This is a genomic window from Streptomyces sp. (genome assembly GCF_035645055.1).
Classification (GTDB): Bacteria; Actinomycetota; Actinomycetes; order Streptomycetales; family Streptomycetaceae; genus Streptomyces.
This window is the reverse complement of the sequence record NZ_DASQNH010000092.1, coordinates 1-22,976: the sequence shown is the minus strand read 5'-3', so window position 1 is coordinate 22,976 and position 22,976 is coordinate 1. Positions and strand designations below refer to the sequence as shown.

The 22,976-nt window shown below is 71.6% G+C and carries 14 protein-coding genes; 11 read left to right on the top strand and 3 right to left on the bottom strand.

Features of this window, described 5'->3' with window-relative positions; translation table 11 throughout:
* Positions 1-5: 5 nt before the first annotated feature.
* On the bottom strand, positions 6-2,840 hold the full coding sequence (locus VE614_RS29225) for a glycoside hydrolase family 3 C-terminal domain-containing protein (RefSeq protein ID WP_324943759.1): 2,835 nt from the start codon (positions 2,838-2,840) through the stop codon (positions 6-8).
* Positions 2,841-3,198: 358 nt separating this feature from the next.
* Between VE614_RS29225 and VE614_RS29220 the strand changes: the two genes are divergently transcribed.
* From VE614_RS29220 to VE614_RS29190, 7 genes are all read left to right on the top strand, one after another.
* Entirely contained in the window at positions 3,199-4,890 is a 1,692-nt protein-coding gene (locus VE614_RS29220; protein WP_324943756.1) for an extracellular solute-binding protein, read from the top strand.
* A 23-nt stretch (positions 4,891-4,913) separates the two neighbouring features.
* The gene (locus tag VE614_RS29215) at positions 4,914-5,960 is read left to right on the top strand and encodes an ABC transporter permease (RefSeq protein WP_324943753.1); all 1,047 of its coding nucleotides are present in this window, start codon (positions 4,914-4,916) and stop codon (positions 5,958-5,960) included.
* Entirely contained in the window at positions 5,957-6,892 is a 936-nt protein-coding gene (locus VE614_RS29210) for a carbohydrate ABC transporter permease (RefSeq protein ID WP_324943750.1), read from the top strand. Before VE614_RS29215 ends, VE614_RS29210 begins: the two co-directional genes overlap by 4 nt.
* An 89-nt stretch (positions 6,893-6,981) precedes the next feature.
* Positions 6,982-9,189: a 1,4-beta-glucanase gene (locus VE614_RS29205; protein ID WP_324943747.1), complete on the top strand. Its 2,208-nt coding sequence runs from the start codon at positions 6,982-6,984 to the stop codon at positions 9,187-9,189.
* On the top strand, positions 9,189-11,153 hold the full coding sequence (locus tag VE614_RS29200) for a beta-galactosidase (protein ID WP_324943744.1): 1,965 nt from the start codon (positions 9,189-9,191) through the stop codon (positions 11,151-11,153). Before VE614_RS29205 ends, VE614_RS29200 begins: the two co-directional genes overlap by 1 nt.
* Positions 11,150-13,345: a glycosyl hydrolase family 95 catalytic domain-containing protein gene (locus VE614_RS29195; RefSeq protein WP_324943741.1), complete on the top strand. Its 2,196-nt coding sequence runs from the start codon at positions 11,150-11,152 to the stop codon at positions 13,343-13,345. The genes VE614_RS29200 and VE614_RS29195 overlap by 4 nt, the downstream gene beginning before the upstream one ends.
* Before the next feature lie 37 nt (positions 13,346-13,382).
* On the top strand, positions 13,383-14,099 hold the full coding sequence (locus tag VE614_RS29190) for a glycoside hydrolase family 12 protein (RefSeq protein ID WP_324943738.1): 717 nt from the start codon (positions 13,383-13,385) through the stop codon (positions 14,097-14,099).
* 55 nt (positions 14,100-14,154) lie between these two features.
* On the opposite strand, the gene VE614_RS29185 is transcribed toward VE614_RS29190, so the two are convergent.
* Together VE614_RS29185 and VE614_RS29180 are read right to left on the bottom strand one after the other, a co-directional pair.
* Entirely contained in the window at positions 14,155-16,197 is a 2,043-nt protein-coding gene (locus VE614_RS29185; protein ID WP_324943735.1) for a glycoside hydrolase family 31 protein, read from the bottom strand.
* Positions 16,198-16,266: 69 nt separating this feature from the next.
* Positions 16,267-17,280 (bottom strand): LacI family DNA-binding transcriptional regulator, encoded by a 1,014-nt coding sequence (locus tag VE614_RS29180; protein WP_324943732.1) that lies wholly within the window; start codon positions 17,278-17,280, stop codon positions 16,267-16,269.
* 281 nt (positions 17,281-17,561) lie between these two features.
* Between VE614_RS29180 and VE614_RS29175 the strand changes: the two genes are divergently transcribed.
* The 4 genes from VE614_RS29175 to VE614_RS29160 all read left to right on the top strand — a co-directional run.
* A complete protein-coding gene (locus VE614_RS29175) occupies positions 17,562-19,502 on the top strand; it encodes an acyl-CoA dehydrogenase family protein (protein ID WP_324943729.1) in 1,941 nt (646 codons plus the stop codon).
* Positions 19,503-19,563: 61 nt separating this feature from the next.
* On the top strand, positions 19,564-20,850 hold the full coding sequence (gene dxr / locus VE614_RS29170; protein ID WP_324943726.1) for a 1-deoxy-D-xylulose-5-phosphate reductoisomerase: 1,287 nt from the start codon (positions 19,564-19,566) through the stop codon (positions 20,848-20,850).
* 8 nt (positions 20,851-20,858) lie between these two features.
* Positions 20,859-22,151, top strand: a complete 1,293-nt coding sequence (locus VE614_RS29165) for a site-2 protease family protein (RefSeq protein WP_324943924.1) — start codon at positions 20,859-20,861, stop codon at positions 22,149-22,151.
* Positions 22,152-22,322: 171 nt separating this feature from the next.
* Positions 22,323-22,976: flavodoxin-dependent (E)-4-hydroxy-3-methylbut-2-enyl-diphosphate synthase (locus tag VE614_RS29160; RefSeq protein WP_324943723.1), on the top strand; the 654-nt coding region annotated here is incomplete at its 3' end.

Sequence of the window (22,976 nt, the reverse complement as noted above, 5' to 3'; positions counted from 1 at the left end):
GACCCTCAACCGGAGAAGCCGACCTGCGCGAGCCGCAGCGGGCCGCGCAGTCCGATGCGGACGTCGTGCACGCCCGCGGCGGCGCACCCGGCGGTCAGCCGGGTGTAGTCGTAGGGGCCGGACGTCGGGGCGGTGAGCGTCAGCGTCGCGAGCGCCGGGCCCCCGTCCAGTGACAGTTCGACCGTGCCGCCCTCGCCCGCCACCTCGACGGTCACCTCGGTGACGCCGGTGCCGAAGTCGCAGGCGCGGTAGAGGAGTTCGGCGATGTCCGCCGCCGGTGTCACCGCGTCGCCCGACACCTTGGTACGGTCGACGATCTCCGTGCCGCGCTGCTCGTCGAAACCGGCCGGGTCCAGGCCGCGGGCCACGACCGGGCGCGGTGCGGCGGGCTCGCCGGCCAGGGTCACCGCCGTCCGCAGCCGGATGTCCTCGCTGGAGGCGCCGACCAGCAGGTCGTACGGGCCGGGCGCCACCCGCCAGCCGTCCCGGGCCACGTCCCAGAACGCGAACGCGCGGAGCGGGACGTCGAAGGCCAGCTCCCGGGTCTCGCCCGGAGCCAGCGTGATCCGCGCGTGGTCCAGCAGCGCGCGGCGCGGCCGGATCACCGAGGGGTCCGCCGGCCGGACGTAGAGCTGCGCGACCTCGTCCGCCGTCATCACACCCGTGTTGGTGACCGTGAACGCGACGCGCACCGACTCCTCCTCGACCCGGGCCGTCACATCGGCGTACGCGAACTCCGCGTACGACAGGCCGTGGCCGAACGGGAACAGCGGCGTGCCCTCGAAGTACTGGTACGTCTGGCGGCCGCCGATCACGTCGTAGTCGAGCAGGTCCGGCAGGTCGCCGTCGTCCGCGTACCAGGTCTGCGGGAGCCGGCCGGCGGGGGAGACGTCCCCGGCCAGTACCCGGGCCAGGGCGGTGCCCGCCGCCTGGCCGCCGTGGGCGGTCCACAGCACCGCCGGGAGCGTGGCGTGGCCGACCGCGTAGGGGTAGGCGGACACCAGCGCCAGCACCGTGCGCGGATTGGCGGCGCGGGCCGCGCTCAGCAGGCGCCGCTGGTGCCCGGGGAGCCTCAGCGTCGTACGGTCCTCCGTCTCCCGGCCGTTGAGATGCGGGTCGTTGCCCGCGACCACCACGACCACGTCCGCCCCGGCCGCGACCCGGGTCACCGCGTCCTCGCCGCGCTCCGCGACGACCAGTTCGAAGACCGTCGGGCTGTTCTCCTCCGGCGCGGCAACCTTCACGCCGTCCGCGGCGACACAGACGGGGCGTCCCGTACCGAGGTGCCGGAGGAGGTGGCCGTTCCCATGGGGTTCGAGGCGGAAGGTCTCCTGGACCACCCAGCCGCCGGGCTGGTCCGCGGAGGCACGGACATAGCCGTCCTCGGCGACGGAGAGATAGCGGCCGTCGGGCGCGCGGAAGGTCAGCACGTCCTCGCCCCAGTCGATCAGGGCGAGTTCGGTGCCGGTGGCGTCGGTGGTGAGCGGCGGCAGGTCGGTGCGGCCCGCGAGCAGTGCCGGGTCGAGCGCGCCCTCGGCGCCGCGCGCCCGGTCGGCCGCGTCCCCGGTCTCGGGCACGCGTACATACGTCCCCTCCGGCGTCCTCAGCCGGACCCGGTCCACGCCCTCCGCGAAGGACACCCGTTCGGCGCCGAACCGCTCGTACAGGCCCTCCAGCGGGGTCGAGCGGTGGATGAGCGTGCCGCTGTACCAGTCGAGCTTGCACTCGTCGGCGAGCAGGCCGACGACGGCGATCCGGGTCCCGGGCGCCAGCGGCAGCAGACCGTCGTTCTTCAGCAGGACGACCGCCTGCTCGGCCGCCTCCCGGGCGAGCGCCTGGTGCTCCGGGGTGTCGAAGGCGCCCGCCTCCTCGTACCCGTCGAACTCGCCGAGCCGGAAGCGGACCGACAGCTGGCGGCGGACCGCGGTGTCGATGTCCGCCTCGGTCAGCAGGCCCCGCTCCAGGGCGCCGCGGACCCGGGCGGTGATCTTCGAGCCGTCCGTGCCGTGGTCGGTGAAGCTGTCGACACCCGCCAGCAGCGCCGCGGCCGTCGCCTCCTCGTGGGTGTCGAAGTAGCGCTCGGAGTCGACCAGGTTGGACGGCGCGCCCGCGTCCGAGCAGACCAGCAGGTCCTCCTGCGTCCAGGCGCGCAACTGCTCCCGCAGGTACGGGGAGACGTGGTTCGGGCGGCCGTTGACCAGGTTGTACGCCGGCATCACCCCGGCGACCGCGCCCGCCTCCACGGTGTCGCGGAAGGCCCGCAGGTCGTACTCGTGCAGCACCCGCGGGCGGACCGAGGACGAGGAGGTGTCCCGGTCCGTCTCGTTGTTGTGCGCGAGCCAGTGCTTGAGGACGGGGGCGGTGCGCCAGTACACCGGGTGCTCGCCGCGCAGGCCCCGGGTGTAGGCGGTGGCGATCGCGGAGGTCAGCCGGGGGTCCTCGGAGTAGCCCTCCTCGTTGCGGCCCCACAGCGGATGGCGCAGCAGGTTCACCGTCGGCGCCCACACGTTGAGGCCGACCCGCTCGTCGCGGGCGCGCATCGCCCGGATCTCCCGCGAGACCGCGTCGCCGACCCGGCGCACCAGCTCCGGGTTCCAGGTCGCGCCCAGCCCGACCGCCTGCGGGAACACCGTCGCCGGGCCCATCCAGGCCACGCCGTGCAGAGCCTCCTGGCCGGTGCGGAACGCGGCGAGGCCGAGCCGCTCCACGGCGGGCGCGAACTGGTGCAGGAAGGAGATCTTCTCGTCCAGGGTGAGCCGCGACAGCAGGTCGTCGACGCGCTTCGCGTACGGCAGGCTCGGATCGCGGAATGGCGGCGTAGGCGGCGTTTGTGCGGTCACGTGGGGTTCCCCTTGGGACGGAGCGGCAAGGCGCTTTCGAAGCGCTTCGATGCTCATTCGGTCCATGCGGGGGTGTCAAGACATCGCGGGGTACCAACTGTCATACCCGGGCGACCTTTCAAGGGATGGAGGAGCGCGTGCCCCGTGCGGTGGCCGGGCTCGCACCGCCGAGGAATCTTGGAAACGAACCCTTGTGCACCCCCGGGGGTTCACTTAACCTCGCAGCAACATCGAAGCGCTTCGACGATGCCCACCTTCAGAAGTCGAAGGAACGCTTCAGCTCAGCCAGTTCCACTCAAGACACCGCAGCCGACGGCCCACCGCCGGGTGTCCTGGTGCGCCACGAAGGGTTGACGCAATGACGCCGAACGCCGCTTCCGCCTTCTCCGGCCGGAGCCGGAGAAGCTTCCTCGCCTCCACGGCGGTCGCCACCGCAGCGGTGGCCGGGGGCATGCCGCTGCTGGCCGCCTGTGGCGGGGAGCAGGAAGGACGCAAGGAAGGCACGACCTCCGGCAAGGACGCCAAGAAGATCCTCCCGGCGTTCGTGGCGTCCGGCGTCGTCACCCCGGACATCCCCGCGAAGAACGGCTCGGCCGCCGGCTTCACCCGGGCGGTACCCGCCGCGCAGCTGAAGACCTCGGTGCCGAAGAAGCTCGGCAGCGGCGGCAAGCTCAAGATCATGGCGCCCTTCTGGGGCACCCCGCCCAAGGGCGACAACCCGTACTACAGGGCCATGAACGAGGCCATCGGAGTCCAGGTGACCTGGCAGAACCAGGACGGCGTCACCTACGACCAGAAGCTCGGCGCGGTGCTCGCCTCCAGCTCGATCCCCGATGTCGTGGTGGTCCCCGGCTGGAACCTGATGGGCAAGATCCCCAGCGCCATCAACGCCAAGTTCGCCGACCTCGGCCCCTACCTGTCCGGCGACAAGGTCAAGGACTACCCCAACCTCGCCGCCGTTCCCACCGAGGCCTGGCAGCGCGGCATCTTCGGCGGGCAGCTGCGCGCCGTCCCGATGCCCGGCTCGTACGTCACCGACATCGCGCCGCTGTACCGCAAGGACCTCTTCGCGAAGAAGGGGTACACCGTCCCGAAGAGCCCCGAGGAGTTCCTGTCCTGGGCCAAGGAGGCCACCGACCCCAGGGCGAAGGTGTGGGCGTGCGACGACATGAAGTGGTCGGCCTTCAACATCTTCGGGGCGCTGCCGGGCAGTGACAAGGCGCTGTGGTGGAACCTCCGGGACGGCAAGATGATCAACCGCGTCGAGACCGAGGAGTACCTCGAAGCCCTGGAGTGGACGCGCAAGCTCTACGCGGCGAAGGTGGTCCACCCGGACGCGGTCTCCGGCAAGGCGGGCGGCGACGCGGGCAACCGGTTCACCGCCGGTGAGGTGCTGGTCTACAACCAGAACATCTCGTCCTGGTGGGGCAAGATGTCCGAACAGCGCACGCAGAACCCCGACTTCGAGATGGCGGCCTTCGACATCTTCGGCCCCGACGGCGGCGACCCGTCGCTCTGGGCGGTGCAGCCGTCCAACATCTTCACCTTCGTCAACAAGAAGGCCGGCGAGCAGCAGATCAAGGACTTCCTCGCGGTCTGCAACTTCTGCGCGGCGCCGTACGGCACCAAGGAGTTCATGCTCACCGCCTACGGCGTCGAGGGCACCGACTACGAGGTGAAGGGCGGACTGCCGGTCAAGACCCAGCAGGGCGTCAACGAGGTCAACGGCGCCTTCGACTACACCGGCAACCCCGCCCCGTACGTCGCCTACCCGGACCTGCCCGACGTCACCCGGGGCATGGTCGAGTGGCAGCAGCGGATGGGCGCCTTCACCAAGAAGTCCTCGTTCTTCGGGCTCACCGTCACCGAGCCCAACCGCTGGTCCAACCTCGCCGACGACTTCGAGCAGCTCGAGGACGACGTGGTGCGCGGCCGCAAGAAGATCAGCGACGTCCAGCAGGCCGTCTCGGACTGGAAGCAGCAGGGCGGCGACGGACTGCGCGACTGGTACAAGAAGCTGCTCGACGACAACGGCTCCGCCGCGAACTGACCCGCTCAGGCAAGGAGATGGCCGTGTCCCACAGCACGGTGCCTCGCGGCAGAGCCGAGGCGAAGACCACTCCCGGGACCCCGGCGGCGTCCGGCACCACCGGCTCCGGGAAGGCGAGCGGGAACCCGGGCGGGAAGGCAGGCCGGCTGAGCTTCCGGCTCCGCTTCCGGCGCGACCGCACGCTCCTGCTGATGACCCTGCCGGCCGTACTGCTGGTCCTGGTCTTCAATTACGTGCCGATCCTCGGCAACATCGTCGCCTTCCAGGACTACGACCCGTACCTGAGCGACAACGGCGTCGTGGCGATGTTCCAGAGCCCGTGGGTCGGCTTCGACCAGTTCGAACGGGTCTTCGCGGACTCGGAGTTCTGGCACGCCGTGCAGAACACGTTCGTGCTGTTCTTCCTCCAGCTGGTGCTGTACTTCCCGATCCCGGTCCTGCTCGCCCTGCTCATCAACAGCGTGATCAGGCCCCGGGTGCGGGCGGTCGCCCAGGCCATCGTCTACCTGCCGCACTTCTTCTCCTGGGTGCTGGTCGTCACCGTCTTCCAGCAGATCTTCGGCGGCGCCGGCATCATCGCGCAGACCCTGGCCGACCACGGCCACACCGGCTTCGACGTGATGACCGACCCGGGCGCCTTCAAGTACCTGGTCACCGTGCAGACCATCTGGAAGGACGCCGGCTGGGGCATCATCGTCTTCCTCGCGGCCCTCTCCTCCGTCTCCAACGACCTGTACGAGGCCGCCGCCATGGACGGGGCCGGCCGCTGGCGCCGCATGTGGCACATCACGCTGCCCGCGCTGCGCCCGGTCATCGCCCTGCTGCTGGTGCTGCGGGTCGGTGACGCGCTCACCGTCGGCTTCGAGCAACTGCTGCTGCAACGGCAGGCGGTGGGCGTGGAGGCGTCCGAGGTCCTCGACACCTATGTGTGGTGGAACGGCATCCGCAACCAGGACTTCAGCTACGCGGCGGCCGCCGGCCTCATCAAGGGCCTCGTCGGACTGACCCTCGTCCTCGTGGCGAACAAGGTGGCCCATCTCATGGGCGAGCAGGGGGTGTACAAGAAGTGAGCGCCGTCATCGGCCAGCCGGTGCGCGAACCCCGCTGGTGGGAGGCCCCGCCGCGGCCGGTGTGGGAGGAGGAGCCGCGCAAGGCAGGGCTCGCCGCCAAGGGCATCGTCCTCGGTTTCGCCTGCTTCGCGATCCTCTTCCCGCTGTGGATCGTCATCGTCACCAGCCTGTCCTCGAAGAAGACCATCGACGAGGCCGGCGGCCTGGTGGTGATACCGAAGGACATCACCTTCATCGCCTACCAGGAACTGCTCGGCGGCGGCCAGGTGCAGCGGGCCGCGCTGGTCAGCGTCGGCGTCACCGTGGTCGGCACGCTGTTCAGCATGGCCGTCTCGGTGCTGTGCGCCTACGGGCTCTCGCGGTCCGGGTCGCTCGGCCACCGCTGGATCCTGATGACACTGCTGGCGACCATGTTCTTCGGCGCCGGGCTCATCCCGACGTATCTGCTGGTGCAGGCGCTGGGACTGACCGACACCTATCTCGCGCTGATCCTGCCGAGCGCGGTGAGCGTCTTCAACATCCTGGTGCTGCGCGGCTTCTTCATGGGCATCTCACAGGAGCTGATCGACAGCGCCCGGATCGACGGGGCCGGGGACTGGCGCATCCTGTGGAAGATCGTGATGCCGCTGTCGCGGGCGGTGCTGGCGGTCATCGCGCTGTTCTACGCGGTGGGGTACTGGAGCGCCTGGTTCAACGCGTCGATCTACCTCACCGACCAGGACATGATGCCGTTGCAGAACGTCATGATCCAGCTGGTGCAGAAGCAGGAGCGACCGGTGGGACTGGCCACGCAGATCAACACCGGCGGGCTGTCCGCGCTGGCCGTCCAGATGGCGGTCATGGTCATGGCGCTGCTGCCGGTGGCGGTGCTCTCGCCCTTCGTCCAGCGGCACTTCAAGAAGGGCATGCTCACGGGCGCGGTCAAGGGCTGACGCCGGTTCCCCCAGGCCCCGCCGCAGCCGGCCCGCGCCTGTCCAGCGGTCGGCTGCGGCGGACCCCACCTTCCAGAACGAGGTATGTCATGCGCACGTCGAAGCCCAGCAGACGGACCGTCCTCGCCGGGACCGCTGCCGCCGCCGCGATCACCGCCCTGCCGGCGTTCCACGGACCGGCCCGGGCCGCCGGGCCCGCCTCCGCCTACCGCTGGCGCAACGTCGTCATCGGCGGCACCGGATTCATCACCGGCGTCCTCTTCCACCCCTCCGTCCGCGGCCTCGCCTACGCCCGTACCGACATCGGCGGCGCCTACCGCTGGGACGAGAGGGCCGCCCGCTGGACCCCGCTCACCGACCACTTCGGCTGGGACGACTGGAACCTGCTCGGCGTCGAGGCGATCGCCGTCGACCCCGCCCACCCGGACCGGCTCTACCTCGCCGTCGGCACCTACTCCCAGCCCTGGTCCGGCAACGGCGCGGTGCTGCGCTCCGAGGACCGGGGCAGGACCTGGCAGCGCACCGACCTCACCGTGAAGCTCGGCGCCAACGAGGACGGCCGGGGCGCGGGGGAGCGGCTGCTGGTCGACCCGCGCGACAGCGACACCCTGTGGCTGGGCACCCGGCACGACGGACTGCTGAAGTCGACGGACCGGGGCGCCACCTGGGCGCCCGCCCCCGGCTTCCCGCCCGCCCCGGACCCGTCCGGCCAGGGCGTGACCCTCCTCGTCGCGGCCGGCCGCGCCGTCTACGCCGGCTGGGGCGACGGCGACGGCACCTCGCCCAACCTCTTCCGGACCACGGACGGCGGCACCTGGCAGCCCGTCACCGGTCAGCCGGCCGGCGCCGCCGCCAAGGTGCCGATCCGCGCCGCCTACGACCGGCACACCCGCGAGCTGTACGTGACGTACGCCGACGCCCCCGGCCCCAACGGGCAGACGGACGGCGGCGTGCACAAGCTGGCCACCGTCGGCGGCGGGTGGACCGACGTCACTCCGGCGAAGCCCGGCGGGACCACGTCCGACGGTTCCGCCGACACCTTCGGCTACGGAGGTGTCGCGGTGGACGCCCGCCGCCCCGGCACCGTCGTCGTCTCCACCAACAACCGCTGGGCCGCCGTCGACACCCTGTACCGCTCCACGGACGGCGGGCGCTCCTGGACCTCCCTCAAGGAGTCGGCCGTCTTCGACGTGTCCGAGACGCCGTACCTGAGGTGGGGCGGGGAGCAGCCCAAGTTCGGCTGGTGGATCCAGGCGCTCGCCGTCGACCCGTACGACTCGCGGCACATCGTCTACGGCACCGGCGCCACCCTCTACGGCACCCGGGACCTGCGGCACTGGGCCCCGCGGATCCGCGGCCTGGAGGAGAGCGCCGTACGCCAGCTGATCTCGCCCCCGGCCGGGGAGGCGCATCTGATCAGCGGGCTCGGGGACATCGGCGTGATGTACCACGAGCGGCTCACCGCGTCCCCCTCGCGGGGCATGGCCACGAACCCCGTGTTCGGGTCGGCGACCGGCCTCGCGCAGGCCGCCCGGAAACCGTCGTACGTCGTGCGCGCCGGCTGGGGAGATCACGGCAACGGGGCGTACTCCACCGACGGCGGGCGGACCTGGGCGCCCTTCGCCGCCCAGCCCGGTCTCGCGAAGAACGCGCCGGGGCCGATCGCCGTCAACGCCGACGGAACCGTGCTGCTGTGGACGTTCCTGCACTGGGACGGCACCAAGTACCCCGCCTACCGCTCCGCGGACAACGGCGCGACCTGGTCCGAGGTGACCTCCTTCCCGAAGGGGGCGACGCCGGTCGCCGACCCGGCCGACCCGGCGGTGTTCTACGCGTACGACACCGACACGGGAACGCTGCTCGCCAGCACGGACGGCGGCCGCACCTTCACCGCCCGGGCGAGCGGACTGCCCTCCGGCGACAGCCAGTTCAAGGTGGTCGCGGCGCCGGGGCGGACCGGTGACCTGTGGCTCAGCGCCAAGCGGAACGGGCTGTACCGCTCCACCGACGGCGGGGCGGCCTTCACCAAGGCCGACAGCTGCCGGGCCTCCTACACCCTGGGCTTCGGCAAGGCCGCCGACGGCGCCGGCTACCCGGCGGTCTACCAGGTCGGCGCGGTGGAGACGATCACCGCCGTGTACCGCTCCGACGACGGGGCGAAGACCTGGACCCGGATCAACGACGACGCCCACCAATGGGGCTGGACCGGCGAGGCGATCACCGGCGACCCACGCGTGTACGGCCGGGTCTACCTCGCCACCAACGGACGCGGAATCCAGTACGGAGAACCCATCTGATGCCGCACCTGAACGACGCCACCCGCGGCCGGCTCCTCTTCGGCGGCGACTACAACCCCGAGCAGTGGCCCGAGGAGACCTGGCACGAGGACGTCCGGCTGATGAGGGACGCCGGCGTCAACTCCGTCACCCTCGGCGTCTTCTCCTGGTCGAGGCTGGAACCCGAACCGGGCGCCCGGGAGTTCGGCTGGCTGGACACGCTGATGGATCTGATGCACGACAACGGCATCGGCGTCGTCCTCGCCACCCCGACCTCCTCGCCCCCGCCGTGGCTCGGCCGGCTGCACCCGGAGACCCTGCCCACAGACGCCGACGGGCGGGTCGAGCACTGGGGCGGACGGCAGCACTTCTCGCACTCCAGCGCCGTCTACCGCCAGCACGCCGCCGCGATCACCGAGGCCCTGGCCGCCCGCTACGGCGGCCACCCCGCCCTCACGATGTGGCACATCAACAACGAGTACTGCACCTTCGACCACGGCGACGAGGCCGCCGCCCGGTTCCGGGTCTGGCTCCAGCACCGGTACGGCAGCCTCGACGCCCTCAACACCGCCTGGGGCACCGCCTTCTGGAGCCAGGGCTACGACACCTGGGACGGCGTCATCCCGCCCCGCCGCGCCCACTACCTGCACAACCCCACCCAGGTGCTCGACTTCCGGCGCTTCACCTCCGACATGCTCCTGGAGTGCTACGCCGCCGAGCGGGACATCGTCCGCCGGCACTCCCCGCACATCCCGGTCACCAGCAACTTCATGCCGCTGTGGATCGGCCAGGACGCCTGGCGCTGGGCCGAGGAGGAGGACGTCGTCTCCGTCGACCTCTACCCGGACCCGCGCGACCCGCTCGGCGCGCAGCACGGCGCCCTCGTCCAGGACCTGACCCGGTCGCAGGCGCGCGGCCCCTGGATGCTGATGGAACAGGCGGCGGGCCCGGTCAACTGGCGCGGCGTGAACCACCCCAAGCCGCGGGGCCTGAACCGGCTCTGGTCGCTCCAGGCGGTGGCCCGCGGCGCGGACGCGGTCTGCTACTTCCAGTGGCGCCAGTCCCGGCAGGGCGCCGAGAAGTTCCACTCCGGGATGGTCAGCCACGCGGGGGAGCGGGGCCGTACCTTCCAGGAGGTCAAGCGGATCGGCGCCGAGCTGCGCAAGCTCGCCGAGGTCACCGGCACGCGCATCGCCGCCGACGTCGCGCTGCTGCACGACTGGCACGCCTGGTGGGCAGGGGACCAGGAGGGCCGCCTCTCCACCCGGGTGGACCACTCCACCGTGCTGCACGCCTGGCACCGGGCCCTGTGGGAGTCCCACCTCACCACCGACTTCGCCCACCCCGAGCACGATCTCGGCCGCTACCGCATGGTCGTCGTGCCGCAGCTCTACCTCCTCACGGACGCGGCGATCGAGAACCTGCTCGGCTACGTCCGCGCGGGCGGCACCCTGGTCTGCGGCTTCCTCACCGGCGTCGCCGACGAGGACGACCGGGTCCGCGCGGGCGGCATGGACGCCCGGCTGCGCGAGCTGTTCGGCATCCGGGTCCTGCACGAGTGGTGGCCGCTGGAGGCGGGCGAGCGCGTCGAGTGCGACGGTTTCCGGGGCACGCTGTGGTCGGAGGAGATCGAGGCCGCCGACGACGTCACCGAGACCGTGGCCTACAAGGGCGGCGAGCTGGACGGGCTGCCCGCGCTGCTGCGCCGGGACCGAGCCTGGTACGTCTCCACGCTCCCCGAGCCGGACGCCCTGCGGGCCCTGCTGGCCCGCGCCGCCGCCGAGGCCGGCGTCCGCCCGGTCCTGGACGGTCTGCCGCCCACCGTGGAGGCGGTGCGCCGCGGTGAGCTGCTCTTCGTGCTGAACCACGGCCGCGAGCCGGTGACGGTCGCCGTGCCGGGCCGCCATCACGACCTGCTCACCGATACGGCGGTGACGGCCGAGGTGCGCCTGGACCGTTACGGCGTGGCGGTGCTGCGGCCATGAGCGACACCCCCGTGCACGGCACCTGGGAGCCCCGGCCCGCCGGCCGCTGGGAGGACGCCTTCCTGAGCGGCAACGGCCGCCACGGCGCCCTTGTGTTCGGCGATCCGAACGACGACCGTGTCATCGTCACCCAGCACACCCTCGTCCGCCCGGCCGGTGACGACCGCCACCGCCGCCCGCCTCAGCTCGCCGCCGGACTCCCGGCCCTCCAGGACCGCCTGCTCGCGGGTGACCTCACCGCCGCCGAGACCTTCACCGACGGCCGCCCGCTGCAATGGGTGCGCCCCTTTCACCCCGCCTTCCGGACCCGGCTGCGCCGCACGGGCGACCCCGGCGGTCCCTACCGGCGGACGGTCGACTTCACCACCGGCGAGGTCACCGCCGTCCACGGCGACTGGACCAGCCGCGTCTTCGTCTCCCGCGCCGACGACGTGATCGTCCAGTACGTCACCGCCCCCGGCCTCACCCTCGGCCTCTGCCTCGACCCCCGCCTCCCCGGCGCCCCGCACGGCCTCCGCGTCGGCGACGGAGCCGTCCTCACCCCCGACGGCGCCCTGCTCAGCCTGCGCGTGCGCTACCCGGGTACGGACCTCGCCTACACCGGCGTCACCCTCGCCGTCGTCGAAGGCGGTACGACGAGACTGGCCCCGCCGGGCGCCCGGATCGAGGGCGCGACGGCGGTCCTGCTCCTCACCCGGGTGCGCCGCCACACCGGTGAGCTGGACGTGGTCGCCGAGGGCCGCGCCCTGCGCGACCTGCTCACCGGCACGCCGTACGACGCCCTCCTCGCCCGGCACACCGCCCTGCACCGCGTCGCCTACACCCGGGTCACCCTCGATCTGGCCGCCGACCCGGCCGAGCGGGCCCTGCCCGGCTCCGAACTGCTGGCCCGCCCGCAGAGCCCGGCGCTCCTGGAGCGGCTGTTCGCCGCCGGCCGCTACCACCTGCTGTCCGCGAGCGGAGTGCTCCCGCCCCGCCTGACCGGCCTGTGGACCGGTGACTGGAACACCGCCTGGTCCGGCGCGTTCACCCACGACGCCAACCTCAACCTCCAGACCGCCTCCGCCGCGTCCGCCGCCCTCCCGGAGGTCACCGAGGCCCTCGCCGCGCTGATCCACCGCCAGCTCCCGGACTGGCGGGACAACGCCCGCGCCGTCTTCGGCACCCGGGGCGTGGTCGCGCCCGCGCACACGGACGGCGAGTCCGGGCACAGCTACCACTTCAGCCGCGAATACCCCCTGCACCTGTGGACCGCGGGCGCCGACTGGCTGCTCAAGCCGCTCGTCGACCACGACGAGATCCACGGCGGGCGCGACCCCCGCACCGCCGCCGCGCTCGCCGAAGTCGCCCTGTTCTACGAGGACTTCCTCACCCGCACCGACACCGACGGCCACCTGGTGATCGTCCCCTCCTACTCGCCGGAGAACCGCCCGGCGGGCGGGAGCTGGGGCGCGCTCAACGCGGCCATGGACCTCTCCGCGGCCCGGCACGCCCTGCTCACCGCCGCCGCCTACCACCCCGAGCACGCCGACCGCTGGCGCGCGCTCGCCGACCGGCTCCCCCCGCACCGCGTCAACGAGGACGGGGCACTGGCCGAATGGGCCTGGCCCGGCCTGGAGGACTCCTACGACCACCGCCACCTCAGCCACCTGTACGGCGTGTGGCCGCTGGACGAGATCAACCCCTACGACACCCCCGGACTGGCGAAGGCCGCCCACCGGGCGCTCGAACTGCGCGGCGCCGAGAACGACTCCGCGCACGGCCATCTGCACCACGCGCTGATCGCCGCCCGCCTCAGCGACGCCGGGCGGGTCGCGCACGCGCTCGGCCAGGTGCTGGCGGGTGACTTCTTCCACGCCTCCCTGATGAGCGCGCACTATCCCCGGCGCGACGTCTACAACGCGGACGCCGCGCACACCCTGCCCGCCGTACTGATCGAGATGCTGGTGCACTCGACCCCCGGCCGGCTCGTGCTGCTCCCCGCCCTCCCCGCGTACCTCCCGGCGGGCGAAGTGCGGGGCGTGCGCACCCGGTTCGGGGCCGAGGTCGACCTCGCCTGGAGCCGCGCGAGGACGACCGCGGTGATCCGGCCCTCCCGCACCACCCGTGTGGAACTCAGAACCCCCTCCGGCGCCGAACCGCTCGATCTGGCCGCCGGAGTGGACCGCGTCCTCGACCTCGGGACGCGGTGACTTTCCGCAATTCCCCCCACCCATGGAAAGGGACACCATGGCAGCACGCACCGCACTCCGCGGGATCACCAAGGTCCTGCTGGCCCCGGCCCTCGCGCTCGGCGCCACCGTCGGCCTGGCCTCCGCCCCCGCCCAGGCCGCCGTCTGGAACTCCTGTGACCAGTGGGGCAACACCACCCTGAACGGCTACACCCTCTACAACAACATCTGGGGCTCCGGCGCCGGCAGCCAGTGCGTCTGGGCCAACTCCGGCACCAACTGGGGCGTCTGGGCCGACCACCCCAACACCGGCGGCATCAAGTCGTACCCCAACTCCAAGAAGGTGATCAACAAGCCGATCACCTCGATCGGCTCGCTCACCAGCAGCTACAACGTCACCGTCCCGTCGTCCGGCGCGTACAACACGTCGTACGACATCTGGGACACCGACTACGACTACGAGATCATGCTCTGGGTCAACCACAACGGCGCCGTCGGCCCGCTCGGCACCGCCCAGGGCAGTGTCAGCCTCGGCGGCCACACCTGGAACGTCTACAAGGGCAGCAACGGCCACAACGAGGTCTTCTCGTTCCTGCGCACCTCGGACTCGAACTCCGGCACCGTCAACATCCTGCCGATCCTGAAGTGGATCAAGGACACCAAGCGCTGGATGGGCAACGAGACCATCGGTGACGTCCAGTTCGGCTACGAGATCACCTCGTCCTCCGGCGGGCTGAACTTCACCACCAACAACCTCACCGTCAGCAGCAGCTGACGACCCCACAACGGGGGCGCCCGGTCCCCTCTCCGGGCGCCCCCGTCCGACACGGCTACTCCGCCACGGGCAGCCGCGCCCCGTCCCGCAGGAACAGCGGGATGCGGTCCAGCGGGGCGTCGACCGTCACGGCCGCACCGCCCTCGTACGTCTCCCCGGTCCACGCGTCCGTCCAGGCCGCGCCCGCCGGGAGGTGGACCGTGCGGGCCGTGGCGCCCGCCGTCAGCACCGGGGCGACCAGGAGATCCCGGCCGAAGAGGTAGGCGTCGTCCACCGACCAGGCCGCCTGGTCCTCCGGGAACTCAAGGAACAGCGGTCGCATCACCGGCAGGCCCTCCTCGTGGGCCTCGCGCATGACCCTCAGGACATACGGCTTCAGACGCTCACGCAGCCGCAGATACCGCTCCAGGATCGCGCCGGCCTCCTCGCCGTACGACCACACCTCGTTCGGGCCGCCGGTCATCTCCGGGCCCAGCGGCATGCCCGGGGCGCGGAAGCCGTGCAGCCGCATCAGCGGGGACAGCGCGCCGAACTGGAACCAGCGGACCATCACCTCGCGGTACGCCGGGTCGTCCGGGTCCCCGCCGTGGAATCCGCCGATGTCGGTGTTCCACCAGGGGATCCCGGACAGGGCCGTGTTGAGGCCGGCCGCGATCTGGCGGCGCAGGGTCGGGAAGTCGGTGCCGATGTCACCGGACCACAGCGCGGCGCCGTAGCGCTGGCTGCCCGCCCACGCCGAGCGGTTGAGGGTGATGATCTCGTCCTCGCCGCAGTCCCTCAGGCCCTCGTGGAAGGCGCGGGCGTTCTCCGCGGGGTAGAGGTTGCCGACCTCCAGGCCCGGGCCCGCCCAGTAGCGCAGGTTCTCCTGGAAGCCCGGCTTCAGCTCCGGCTCGCAGGCGTCCAGCCAGAACGCCTTGATGCCGTACGGCAGGAGGTAGTTGTCGCGGACGCGGGACCAGACGAACTCCCGGGCCTCCGGGTTGGTGGCGTCGTAGAAGGCCACCTGGACCGTCGACGCGACCTCCTTGTCCGGCCAGTCGGCGTGCGCCATCGGGCCGTACTGCGTGCCGATGAAATAGCCGCGCTGCTCCATCAGCTGGTGGTTCTCGCTCAGCGGGGAGACCGACGGCCAGACGCTGACCACCAGCTTCACACCCAGTTCGGCCAGCTCGCGGACCATCGCCGCAGGGTCGGGCCACTCCTTCGGGTCGAACTTCCACTCGCCGAGATGCGTCCAGTGGAAGAAATCGCAGACGATCACGTCGAGCGGCAGGCCGCGGCGCTTGTACTCCCGGGCCACCGCGAGGAGTTCGTCCTGGGTGCGGTAGCGCAGCTTGCACTGCCAGAAGCCCGCCGCCCACTCCGGCAGCATCGGGGTGCGGCCGGTGACCGCGCTGTAGCGGCGCTGGCCGTCGGCCGGGGTGCCCGCGGTGATCCAGTAGTCGATCTGCCGGGCCGAGTCCGCCACCCAGCGGGTGCCGTTGTGCGCCAGCTCCACCCGGCCGATCGCCGGGTTGTTCCACAGCAGGGTGTAGCCGCGGCTGGAGGTGAGCACCGGGATGCCGACCTCGGCGTTGCGCTGGACCAGGTCGAGCACCAGGCCCTTCTGGTCCAGCCGGCCGTGCTGGTGCTGGCCGAGCCCGTACAGCTTCTCGTCGTCGTACGCGGCGAAGCGCTGCTCCAGCCGGTGGTGGCCGTTGCCGACGGCGGTGTAGAGGCGTGAGCCCGGCCACCAGAAGTGGGCACGCTCCTCGGCGAGGATCTCGCCGCCGTCGACGGTGCGCACGAACCGGATCAGGCCCTCCGCGCTCACCCGCACGGTCAGCGCGCCGACGGTCAGCCGCGCCTCGCCGTCGCCGGTCTTCACGGTGCTCCCGGTGGGCGGGGCGTCGGCGAGCAGGGCACCCGGCAGGCCGTCCAGGACCGGGCCGCCGAGCCGGGCCCGGACCCGCACCGCGTCCGGACCCCACGGCTCGATCCGCAGCGTCTCCTGACGGCCGCTCCACTCCAGCGCGCCGTCCCGCTCGCGGAACGTGCCGACGGTGGGGGAGGACTGCGCCAGGCTGACCTCGGGCTGTGTTTCGGCAGGCTGAATCACGTGGCGTGCTCCTGAAGACATGGGTGCCCCGGGAGGGGCGTGCGGAGAAGGAGGGAGCCGGGGTGCCGGTCAGGGCGCGGCGGGCGCCGGTCCCGTGCTCGCACGGACCGTCAGCTCGGGCGCCAGCAGGACCACCTCGTCGCTGCCCCGCCCGTCCAGCTTGGCGACCAGGTGCTCCACGGCGTGCCGGCCCATCTCCTGGGCGGGGATGGCGACCGACGTCAGCCGCACCGACGCCTGGACGGCGACCTGGTCCGGGCAGACGGCGACCACCGACACGTCCTCCGGCACGGCCCGGCCCTGCTGGCGCAGCAGCGCGAGCAGCGGCTCCACCGCCGACTCGTTCTGCACCACGAACCCGGTGGTCGCCGGACGCTCGTCGAAGATCCGGGCGAGGGTCGCCGCCATCGAGTCGTACCCGCCCTCGCAGGGGCGGTGCAGCACCCGCAGGCCCAGCTCGCGGGCGCGGGCGCGCAGTCCGTCGAGGGTGCGCTCGGCGAACCCGGTGTGCCGTTCGTACACCGCCGGCGCCTCGCCGATGACAGCGATGTCGCGGTGGCCGAGCGAGGCCAGATGCTCCACGCACAGCGCGCCGGTCGCCGTGAAGTCGAGGTCCACGCAGGTCAGGCCGGTGGTGTCGGCGGGCAGCCCGATCAGCACGGACGGCTGGTCCGTGCCCCGCAGCAGTGGCAGCCGCTCGTCCTTCAGCTCGACGTCCATCAGGATCATGGCGTCGGCGAGCCCGCTGCCGGTGACCCGGCGCACCGCGTCCGGGCCCTCCTCGCCGGTCAGGAGCAGGACGTCGTAGCCGTGGGTCCGGGCGGTGGTGGCCACCGCGATGGCGATCTCCATCATCACCGGCACGTACATGTCGGTGCGCAGCGGGATCATCAGCGCGATGATGTTCGACCGGTTGCTGGCCAGGGCGCGGGCTCCGGCGTTGGGGTGGTAGCCCAGCTCCCGGATGCTCTGCTCGACCCGCTGCCGGGTGGTCGTGGAGATGGACCGCTTGCCGCTGAGGACATAGCTCACCGTGCTCGCCGAGACTCCGGCGTGCTGGGCGACCTCGGCGAGGGTGACCATCCGCTCTCCAAGCTTTGTGAAGCGCTTCGACAATGCGCTGTGCGAACAATGGCGGGTGAGGGTGGTTCGACAGTAACCCCAGCACGGTTGGGTGTCCATAGGTCGTCGAAGCGCTTCGACAGCTTTCTTCTCACGCCTCTCCCGCAGACAGTGAACAACACCGCTCGGCCGAACGGCCGCGCGAAGGGTGGTGGGACAGTCCGTTATCGGGTACATACGATCGCGTAACACCCGTCGGTAGCCAATTGGACCCCAGATCCCGATTCGCGGCGAGGTGCCTCATGTCCGCCACTCCCACCACCCGACCCACCGTCACCGAACGTGAGGCCCGCCAGGTCGCGGAGGCGGCCCGGGAACAGCACTGGCGCAAGCCCAGCTTCGCCAAGGAACTGTTCCTCGGCCGCTTCCGCCTCGACCTCGTCCACCCCCATCCGCTCCCCGCCGCCGAGGACGTCCGCCGCGGCGAGCAGTTCCTGGCGAAGCTGCGCGCGTTCTGCGAGACCGAGATCGACTCCGCCCGCATCGAACGCGAGGCCCGCATCCCCGACGAGACCATGAACGGGCTCAGGGAACTCGGCGCCCTCGGCATGAAGATCGACCCCGAGTACGGCGGCCTCGGCCTCACCCAGGTCTACTACAACAAGGCCCTCGCCCTGGTCGGCTCCGCGAGCCCGGCCGTCGGCGCACTGCTCAGCGCCCACCAGTCGATCGGCGTCCCGCAGCCGCTGAAGATGTTCGGCACGCCCGAGCAGAAGGAACGGTTCCTGCCGCGCTGCGCCCGCACCGCCATCTCCGCGTTCCTGCTCACCGAGCCGGACGTCGGCTCCGACCCGGCCCGCCTCGCCACCACCGCCGTACCCGACGGGGACGACTACCTCCTCGACGGCGTGAAGCTGTGGACCACCAACGGGGTGGTCGCCGACCTGCTCGTCGTCATGGCCCGCGTGCCGAAGACCGAGGGCCACAAGGGCGGCATCACCGCGTTCGTCGTCGAGGCCGCCTCGCCGGGCATCACCGTGGAGAACCGCAACGCGTTCATGGGCCTGCGCGGCCTGGAGAACGGCGTCACCCGCTTCCAGGGCGTCCGGGTCCCCGCAGCGAACCGCATCGGCCCCGAGGGCGCGGGCCTGAAGATCGCCCTGACCACCCTGAACACCGGCCGCCTGTCGCTGCCCGCGATGTGCGTCGGCGCCGGCAAGTGGTGTCTGAAGATCGCCCGTGAGTGGTCCGCGGTCCGGGAGCAGTGGGGCAAGCCGGTCGCCCTGCACGAGGCGGTCGGCTCCAAGATCGCCTTCATCGCGGCCACCACCTTCGCCCTGGAAGCCGTCGTCGACCTGTCCTCCCAGATGGCCGACGAGGACCGCAACGACATCCGCATCGAGGCCGCCCTCGCCAAGCTCTACGGCTCCGAGATGGCCTGCCTCATGGCCGACGAACTCGTCCAGATCCGCGGCGGCCGCGGCTTCGAGACCGCCGAGTCGCTCAAGGCGCGCGGAGAGCGGGCCGTACCGGCCGAGCAGATGCTGCGCGACCTGCGCATCAACCGCATCTTCGAGGGCTCCACCGAGATCATGCACCTGCTCATCGCCCGCGAGGCGGTCGACGCCCACCTCTCCGTCGCGGGCGACCTCATCGACCCCGACAAGTCCCTCCAGGACAAGGCGAAGGCGGGCGCGCAGGCCGGTGTTTTTTACGCCAAGTGGCTGCCCAGGCTGATCGCGGGCCCCGGTCAGCTGCCCCGCTCCTACGCCGAGTTCCGGCACGGCGGCGTCGACCTCTCCCCGCACCTGCGGCACGTCGAGCGCACCGCCCGCAAGCTCGCCCGCTCCACCTTCTACGCGATGTCCCGCTGGCAGGGCCGCATGGAGACCAAGCAGGGCTTCCTCGGCCGGATCGTCGACATCGGCGCCGAACTGTTCGCGATGAGCGCCGCCTGCGTCCGCGCGGAACTCCTCCGCTCCCAGGGCGACCACGGCCGCGAGGCGTACCAGCTCGCCGACGCCTTCTGCCACCAGGCCCGCCTGCGCGTCGACGCCCTCTTCACCCGCCTGTGGGACAACACCGACGAGCTGGACCGCACCCTCGTGAAGGGCGTCCTGACGGGCACCTACGAGTGGCTGGAGCACGGAGTGGTCGACCCCTCCGGCGACGGTCCCTGGATCGCCGACACCCACACACCCGAGACCCCCCGGCCCGACGTACGGCGGATCATCCCCGAGTGAACGACGCCCGCGCGAGGGACGCCCTGTCCTGACAGCGCTGCCGTGCGGCCACAATGGGGGGATGAGCGACAGTCCATCCACCCGAGGGCGCGGGCCGCAGTCCCCGTCCGCCCTCGCCGACCCGCACCTCGTCTACGACCCGGTGACGGCAGACGGCCCGAAGGACGTGGTGATCCTCGGCTCCACCGGGTCGATCGGCACCCAGGCCATCGATCTCGTGCTGCGCAACCCGGACCGCTTCCGGGTGACCGGCCTGTCCGCCAACGGCGGCCGGGTCGCCCTGCTCGCCGAGCAGGCCCGCCGGCTGCGGGTGCGGGCCGTCGCGGTCGCCCGCGAGGACGTGGTGCCCGCGCTGCGCGAGGCGCTGAGCGCGGAGTACGGCCCGGGGGAGCCGCTGCCCGAGATCCTGGCCGGACCGGACGCGGCCACCCAGCTCGCGGCGTCCGCCTGCCACACCGTGCTGAACGGCATCACCGGCTCCATCGGCCTCGCCCCGACCCTCGCCGCCCTGGAGGCGGGCCGTACCCTCGCGCTCGCCAACAAGGAGTCGCTCATCGTCGGCGGCCCGCTGGTCAAGGCGCTGGCCAAGCCCGGCCAGATCATCCCGGTCGACTCCGAGCACGCCGCCCTCTTCCAGGCCCTCGCCGCCGGCACCCGCGCGGATGTGCGCAAGCTCGTCGTCACGGCCTCCGGCGGGCCCTTCCGGGGACGTACGAAGCAGGAGCTGGCCGCCGTCACCGTCGAGGACGCCCTCGCCCACCCCACCTGGGCGATGGGCCCGGTGATCACGATCAACTCCGCCACCCTCGTCAACAAGGGCCTGGAGGTCATCGAGGCGCACCTGCTGTACGACATTCCCTTCGACCGCATTGAGGTCGTCGTGCACCCGCAGTCGTATGTCCACTCGATGGTGGAGTTCACGGACGGATCGACGCTGGCGCAGGCGACGCCCCCCGACATGCGGGGCCCGATCGCCATCGGCCTCGGCTGGCCGGAACGCGTCCCCGACGCGGCCCCGGCCTTCGACTGGAGCAAGGCCTCGACGTGGGAGTTCTTCCCGCTCGACAACGAGGCCTTCCCCGCCGTGCACCTCGCCCGGCACGTGGGCGAACTCGCGGGCACCGCCCCGGCGGTGTTCAATGCCGCCAACGAGGAGTGCGTCGAGGCGTTCCGGAGCGGCGCGCTGCCGTTCAACGGGATCATCGAGACCGTGACCCGGGTCGTCGAGGAACACGGCGTCCCGCGCACGGGAACCTCGCTCACCGTGCCGGACGTCCTCGAAGCGGAGACCTGGGCACGCACCCGGGCCCGGGAACTGACGGCGATGACGGCGGAGGCCCGTGCATGACGACCCTGATGATGATCCTCGGCATAGTCGTCTTCGCGGTCGGCCTGCTGATCTCGATCGCCTGGCACGAGCTGGGGCATCTCTCCACGGCCAAGCTGTTCGGCATCCGCGTGCCGCAGTACATGGTCGGCTTCGGCCCGACCATCTGGTCGCGCAGGAAGGGCGAGACCGAGTACGGCATCAAGGCCATCCCGTTCGGCGGCTACATCCGCATGATCGGCATGTTCCCGCCGGGCCCCGACGGCAAGCTGGAGGCCCGCTCCACCTCCCCGTGGCGGGGCATGATCGAGGACGCCCGCTCCGCCGCCTTCGAGGAGCTGAAGCCGGGCGACGAGACCCGCCTCTTCTACACGCGCAAGCCGTGGAAGCGGGTCATCGTGATGTTCGCCGGCCCGTTCATGAACCTGGTGCTGGCCGTCGCGCTGTTCCTGGTCGTGCTGATGGGCTTCGGCGTCACCCAGCAGACCACCGCGGTCAGCGAGGTGCAGAAGTGCGTGGTCCCGCAGAGCCAGGCCCGTGACACCTGCAAGGCCTCCGACCCGGCCTCGCCGGCCGCCGCGGCGGGCCTGCGGGCCGGTGACAGGATCGTCGCCTTCGACGGCGTGCGCACCGACAACTGGAACCAGCTGTCCGACCTGATCCGTTCCCACCCGGGCGAGAAGGTCGCGATCGTCGTCGACCGCAAGGGGCAGGAAGTCACCCTGCACGCCACGATCGCCACCAACCAGGTCCTCAAGAAGGACTCCCACGGCCAGGTCGTCGAGGGCGAGTACGTCACCGCCGGCTTCCTCGGCTTCAGCGCCGCCACCGGCGTGGTCAAGCAGGACTTCGGCGACTCGGTGACCTGGATGGGCGACCGCGTCGGCGAGGCCGTCGACTCCCTCGCCGCGCTGCCCGGCAAGATCCCCGCCCTGTGGAACGCCGCCTTCGACGGCGCCCCGCGCGAGCAGGACTCCCCGATGGGCGTGGTCGGCGCGGCCCGTGTCGGCGGTGAGATCTTCACCCTCGACATCCCGCCGACCCAGCAGCTGGCGATGGCGCTGATGCTGGTCGCGGGCTTCAACCTGTCCCTGTTCCTGTTCAACATGCTCCCGCTGCTCCCGCTCGACGGCGGGCACATCGCGGGCGCCCTGTGGGAGTCGCTGCGCCGGAACACCGCCCGGCTGCTGCGCCGCCCCGACCCGGGACCGTTCGACGTGGCGAAGCTGATGCCGGTGGCCTACGTGGTGGCCGGGATCTTCATCTGCTTCACCATCCTGGTGCTGATCGCGGACGTCGTTAACCCGGTCAGAATCTCGTAGCCACCCGGCGTTCGACGCGGCCCGGCGGTGCTCACCTGCCGGGCCGCCCGTTCTCCGGATGGTTTACGGGCGGGATGTGCTCAGGCCATGGCCCGTGCCGTAATCTCGAAGCCCGGGGCCCGCCGCTGACGGGACCGGGACCTTGATCCACGACTTGGGGTTGCACAGCAGATGACTGCGATTTCTCTCGGCATGCCGTCCGTTCCGACCAAGCTCGCCGAGCGCCGGAAGAGCCGGCAGATCCAGGTCGGATCCGTGGCGGTCGGCGGGGACGCGCCGGTTTCGGTCCAGTCCATGACGACGACCCGCACCTCGGACATCGGCGCCACCCTCCAGCAGATCGCCGAGCTGACCGCCTCCGGCTGCCAGATCGTCCGCGTCGCCTGCCCCACGCAGGACGACGCCGACGCCCTCCCGGTCATCGCGAAGAAGTCGCAGATCCCGGTCATCGCCGACATCCACTTCCAGCCGAAGTACGTCTTCGCCGCGATCGAGGCCGGCTGCGCCGCCGTCCGCGTCAACCCCGGCAACATCAAGCAGTTCGACGACAAGGTCAAGGAGATCGCCAAGGCGGCGAAGGAGCACGGCACCCCGATCCGGATCGGCGTCAACGCGGGCTCCCTCGACCGGCGCCTGCTCCAGAAGTACGGCAAGGCGACCCCCGAGGCCCTGGTCGAGTCCGCGCTGTGGGAGGCCTCCCTCTTCGAGGAGCACGACTTCCGGGACATCAAGATCTCGGTCAAGCACAACGACCCGGTCGTCATGATCGAGGCCTACCGGCAGCTCGCCGAGCAGTGCGACTACCCGCTCCACCTCGGCGTCACC

Coding starts and splice junctions, on each gene's coding strand:
- VE614_RS29220 (WP_324943756.1), top strand. CDS start 3,199: ATGACGCCGAACGCCGCTTCCGCCTTCTCCGGCCGGAGCCGGAGAAGC.
- VE614_RS29205 (WP_324943747.1), top strand. CDS start 6,982: ATGCGCACGTCGAAGCCCAGCAGACGGACCGTCCTCGCCGGGACCGCT.
- VE614_RS29200 (WP_324943744.1), top strand. CDS start 9,189: ATGCCGCACCTGAACGACGCCACCCGCGGCCGGCTCCTCTTCGGCGGC.
- VE614_RS29195 (WP_324943741.1), top strand. CDS start 11,150: ATGAGCGACACCCCCGTGCACGGCACCTGGGAGCCCCGGCCCGCCGGC.
- VE614_RS29190 (WP_324943738.1), top strand. CDS start 13,383: ATGGCAGCACGCACCGCACTCCGCGGGATCACCAAGGTCCTGCTGGCC.
- VE614_RS29180 (WP_324943732.1), bottom strand. CDS start 17,280: ATGGTCACCCTCGCCGAGGTCGCCCAGCACGCCGGAGTCTCGGCGAGC.
- VE614_RS29175 (WP_324943729.1), top strand. CDS start 17,562: ATGTCCGCCACTCCCACCACCCGACCCACCGTCACCGAACGTGAGGCC.
- dxr (WP_324943726.1), top strand. CDS start 19,564: ATGAGCGACAGTCCATCCACCCGAGGGCGCGGGCCGCAGTCCCCGTCC.
- VE614_RS29165 (WP_324943924.1), top strand. CDS start 20,859: ATGATGATCCTCGGCATAGTCGTCTTCGCGGTCGGCCTGCTGATCTCG.